General features: G+C 38.6%; 6 protein-coding genes. 3 read left to right on the top strand and 3 right to left on the bottom strand.

The window, feature by feature from the left end; all coding sequences use genetic code 11:
• From WB217_RS11740 to WB217_RS11730, 3 genes are all read right to left on the bottom strand, one after another.
• Positions 1 to 355: GNAT family N-acetyltransferase (locus tag WB217_RS11740; RefSeq protein ID WP_423993411.1), on the bottom strand; the 355-nt coding region annotated here is incomplete at its 3' end.
• A 6-nt stretch (positions 356 to 361) separates the two neighbouring features.
• Entirely contained in the window at positions 362 to 871 is a 510-nt protein-coding gene (locus WB217_RS11735; RefSeq protein WP_423993410.1) for a YjcG family protein, read from the bottom strand.
• 137 nt (positions 872 to 1,008) lie between these two features.
• Entirely contained in the window at positions 1,009 to 1,734 is a 726-nt protein-coding gene (locus tag WB217_RS11730) for an alpha/beta hydrolase (protein WP_423993409.1), read from the bottom strand.
• A 209-nt stretch (positions 1,735 to 1,943) separates the two neighbouring features.
• Here WB217_RS11730 and WB217_RS11725 point away from each other — a divergent pair, with 209 nt between their 5' ends.
• The 3 genes from WB217_RS11725 to WB217_RS11715 form a co-directional block, all read left to right on the top strand.
• A complete protein-coding gene (locus tag WB217_RS11725; RefSeq protein ID WP_423993408.1) occupies positions 1,944 to 2,939 on the top strand; it encodes a TAXI family TRAP transporter solute-binding subunit in 996 nt (331 codons plus the stop codon).
• A gap of 161 nt (positions 2,940 to 3,100) precedes the next feature.
• Complete coding sequence (locus WB217_RS11720; RefSeq protein WP_423993407.1) at positions 3,101 to 3,622, top strand: DUF1850 domain-containing protein; 522 nt, start codon at positions 3,101 to 3,103, stop codon at positions 3,620 to 3,622.
• On the top strand, positions 3,606 to 5,026 hold a 1,421-nt coding region (locus tag WB217_RS11715; RefSeq protein WP_423993406.1), incomplete at its 3' end, for a TRAP transporter permease. The genes WB217_RS11720 and WB217_RS11715, both read left to right, overlap by 17 nt.

Here is a 5,026-nt window from a genome sequence, read left to right as displayed (position 1 = left end):
AGCCAAGTCTGCTGTAAAAAGGTAATGCATGTGTCTGTGCATTTAATTTTAAAGTAGTAATGCCTTGTGTCTTAGCATACTCTTCAATTTTATTCATAACAGCGACTCCGGAACCTGATTTGCGGTTTTCCTTTAGAACACAAATTCGTTCAACTTTACCAATTCCATCTAAAACCCGGAATCTTCCTGCGCCTGCCGCTTTTCCTTCATTATATAAAACAAAGTGTACGGCTTCGGATTCATGCTGGTCGATTTCTTCTTCTTCAGGTACGTTTTGTTCGTCGACAAACACCGTACGGCGAACATCAAAGGCATCTGCTAATTCTTGTTCTGTTTCTACGATTCTAACTTCCACTTATGATTATTCCTTTCCGAGACGAAATGTTTCATACACTGTCCATGAGCCATTATCAAGCTGGTACAGTAAATGAATACGATCTGCTGTATCTTCAAAATTAATATCGTTCATTCTCAATGAACCGTAGACATCAGAATGCTCATCATCTGACATCTTTTGTCCGATGGTAATGTGAGGAACAAAGTTGTACTCCTGATCCCCTTCGAAAGCAGTTTTAAGTTCAATGTGGAGTTTTTCTAATTCTTCAGGTGATTCAACTTTTAAATAAATAACGTTATTTACAGGCTTAAAAGAACCAATTTTATTGATCTTGATATCAACAGGGCCAAAGTTTCTTGCAATCGTGTAAATTTTATCTGCAATCTCCTTGATTTCTTCCTCCGTTGCCTCGAATGCAGCCTTCAGGGTCAAATGAGGCGGAATTAATGCGTAATGCGGGTCATAGCGTCTTCTTAATGAATTTGCATAATCCTGGACTTTCTTCGATGGAAAAATGACAATACCAAATTTCATCTCAATACCCCCGTTTCAAATGTATGGTGATTATATAAATTAATGAAGTAAACGAATTAATGATTTGCCATTCATTATAACAAATTTTCTAAATATATAATATAAAGAAGCATTTATTATATTATGTACTATTAAAATCAGGAAAACATCAATTTGATTGCTCGTTTTAGGTCAGGCTGCCAGTACGTCCATGTATGATCGCCTGCAAATTCATCGTAGAAATAGGAGTAGTTTTTTTCATTGAATATTTTAGATAGCTCCCTGTTTGGAGTCAGGAAATCCTTTTCGCTGGATGATGTGGTTTTAACTTCTGTTTCTTTTTCCCCGACAGTATGATAGACATTCAAAAGGGAAGGCTGACTGAAGTTTTTTGCAGCTGACAATACTTGTTCATTCACATATGGAGACTGCAGCAGCACTTTGCCAAATGTATGCGGATACTGCATGGCGGCGAGCAGTGAAACCGTTGCTGCCAGTGAATCGCCAATCAATGCACGTCCCATTCCCATTTGGTATGTAGGAAATTCCTGATCCAGGTAAGGGACCAGTTCATGCGCAAGAAACCTTATATAGGATTGATGCTGTTCACCATCAGGGTGATATTTTCTTCTGCGGTCCTCAACAGATTGATAGGGGATGCCTACTATGATGACGTTTTCAATTTCTTTTTTGCCTAAAAGTTCATCAGCAATACGCCCGATTCTTCCAAGCTGGAAATAATCCCGTCCATCCTGAGCAATCAGCAATGAGTATTTATATAAAGGAGAATAATTAGCTGGCAAATACACCAACATTGTCATTTCTTCTCTTAATTCCTTGCTTTTTAGTGTAATTTCTAGAATTTTACCCATTGAAAAATCCATTTAAAAAACCTCCAAATCCATCATTCTGTTAAGAATTCTTCGTATGTCACCAAAATTTTATCATATCTATTGCAAAAAAGCTTTTTTGAAAAGAGAATCATCAACAGTGAATCAATTAAAATATTTCGTTAACCAAAATATTTACAATTTTACGAAAACTTATGTTAATATTGTTTTGAACAATTCTATGAAACAAAGGGGGATATTTAATGAAAAGAAAAAGTTTTCTTCTCGTAACCATCTTGATGCTGACACTTTCCATGGTTCTTGCTGCATGCGGAGGAAAGGAAAAGACTGGTGGCAATGGCGAGGAGGGCAAGTCTGGAGAGAAACCAAAATTCATTAGCATTCTCACAGGAGGAACAGGCGGTACATATTTCCCGCTTGGTGGTTCTTTTGCAAACATTATCAAAGAAGAAACTGGTATCGAAACAAATGCAGAAGTAACTGGTGCATCTGCTGAGAACATGCAAACATTAAAAGATGGTAATGGTGAAATTGCATTCACTCAGACAGACATTGCGTCGTATGCCACAGAAGGTAAGCTGATGTTCAAAGATGGAAAAATTGATAACGTAAAAGCAATCGGAACTTTATATCCTGAAACGATTCAAATCGTAACGACTGAAAAATCAGGCATTAAATCGGTAGAAGACCTTAAAGGAAAAAATGTGTCCATAGGTGCACCTGGATCAGGTACTGCTGCTAATGCTGAACAGATTCTTGAAGTTTACGGATTATCATTGGACGATATTAAGAAAAAGGATCTTTCTTTTGATGAATCAATAGCTGGAATCCAGGATGGAAGCATCGACGCAGCGTTTGTAACTGCTGGGACTCCAACTGGAGCTGTTGAGCAATTATCTGCAACAGAAAAGGTAGTTATCGTTCCAGTTGATGCAGATAAAGCAGAAGAACTTATAAAAAAATATCCTTATTATACAAAGGATGAAGTGCCAAGCGGGGTGTATAAGCTAGGAAGCGCCGTTCCAACTGTTGCGGTTCAGGCCATGCTTGTTGTTAATGACAGCTTATCTAATGAAGTGGTTTATGACATCACTAAGGCAATTTTTGAAAACCTTGATAAAGTAACACATGCCAAGGGAAAATTGATCAAGCCTGAAAAAGCTCTCAACGGGGTTGGGATCGATGTCCATCCTGGTGCACAAAAATATTATGATGAAAAAGGTATCAAGGCTGAATAGATTATTAAATTTTACATGGTCTTCATAAGGAGCTTGACCGGACGCAGCAACCTTGAGAATATGGTTCCTGTGCCCGGTCAAATTCACTTTAACTGTGAAAATATTATTCAACACGGGCAGTTTGCTGTTCAGAAATTTAAAATTGAACAGGCGGGAGTGTATTGAAAAAGAAATGGTTCATATTATTTATTCTTATACTTGCGTTCAGCGCCAGTGTATTGTTGATTCCTATAAGAAAAGCACTTGTTTTTCAATATGAAAATACAAATAAAATTCTCGCATTCATCCCTATTTCAGGTAATCAATATTTTAAGATTAAATTCACACATTCAATCCATTTAACTGATGTATTTGAAAGCTATGTTATAACCCCTGGTAACCAGATTAAACAGTATGAATTGGAGTATGAAGACACAGCGATTGGAATGCCCTCAAATTCATTAGAAGGTGAAAAGTTCATCATGAAAGACGGCAAATACTACATAACAAATATGAACCGAATCTTTCAAAGCTTTGATTTAAGAATCGGACAAGTAAGAGCTAACCATACAGTAATCTTTGATGGGGCAGAGTATCCATTAGCAAATTATATCGAGCCTGGTACTCGTGTAAGGATTGAAGTGAAAAAAATAAATTTATTGCAGGAGTTGGAAGGAGTGAACATCCTTGAGCACAAAAATTGAAACTTTATCTGAACAGGAACAGCAGGAGCTGATAGAAAAATACGATCCGGAGGCTGGTTCAAGGAAGCTAAAAGGCATAATGGGGATCATCGTTTTTGTTTTATTGCTTTCATTCTCGTTGTTCCAGTTATACACAACTCTTTTTGGGGTCTTAACCGCCCAGCTGCAAAGATCGATCCATTTAGGATTTGCACTTGCTTTAATTTTTCTTTTGTTTCCGGCAAGAAGGAAAGACCGGATTCATAATAAAGTTGCCTGGTATGATATCTTATTAGCTATCATTGCTGTTGCGGTTGGTGCGTACTGGCCAGTCATGATTGATGAGCTTGTAAACAGGGTAGGACGACTTACAGAACTTGATTTTTATATCGGACTTGCTGCAATATTGCTTGTGCTGGAAGCAACACGCAGAACAGTAGGACTGCCAATCATGATTATCGCCATGGCATTTATGGGCTATGCATTGTATGGTCCTTATATGCCGGGATTCCTCGCGCATAGAGGACTTGATTTGGACAGGTTAGTTCAATCAATGTTTTTCACTACTGAAGGAATTCTAGGAACCCCACTTGGTGTTTCAGCTACATTTATTTTCTTATTCTTGTTATTTGGTTCTTTTCTTGAAAAAACAGGAGTGGGACAATATTTTAATGACCTTGCCATTTTTATTGCGGGAAAAAGAGTTGGCGGACCTGCCAAGGTTGCAATTTTCTCAAGTGCTCTGCAAGGAACCATAAGTGGAAGTTCGGTAGCGAACGTTGTCCAATCAGGAGCTTTTACAATTCCGATGATGAAAAAGCTGGGTTATGGCAAAGAATTCTCTGGCGCAGTTGAAGCATCAGCATCAACAGGCGGACAGTTAATGCCTCCAGTTATGGGTGCAGCGGCCTTCTTAATGGTTGAATTCATCGGAGGCGGAATCAGTTACTGGGATATTGCAAAAGCTGCCGCTATCCCCGCGGTGCTGTATTTTACAGGAATATGGATTATGACTCATTTCGAAGCAAAAAGGGTTGGTCTTCGCGGTTTAAAGGATGAAGAAATTCCCGGCCGAAGAGAAATACTTTCGAAAATCTATTTGTTAGTACCAATATTAGTTATCATGATTCTTATGTTAACAGGCATGAGCGTTATGAGATCGGCATTATGGAGCATCCTGATCACTGTATTGGTAAGCGCAATCAGAAGAGAAACACGAATTGGCATAAGAGGAATCATCGATGCACTTGTAGATGGCGCAAGAACTGCACTTGGGGTCGCAGCCGCAACTGCAGCAGCTGGTATAATCGTTGGTGTGGTAACAAAAACAGGCTTGGGTCTAAAGCTCGCAAATGGTATCTTGGATCTTGCTGGCGGCCTTTTAATTCCTACCCTGATTTTCACTATGATAGCATCACTAATACT

The sequence above is a fragment of the Mesobacillus sp. genome, from assembly GCF_049588175.1.
Classification (GTDB): domain Bacteria; phylum Bacillota; class Bacilli; order Bacillales; family Cytobacillaceae; genus Mesobacillus.
Note: the sequence above shows the minus strand (reverse complement) of the source record. Positions and strands in the feature narration are given on the sequence as shown.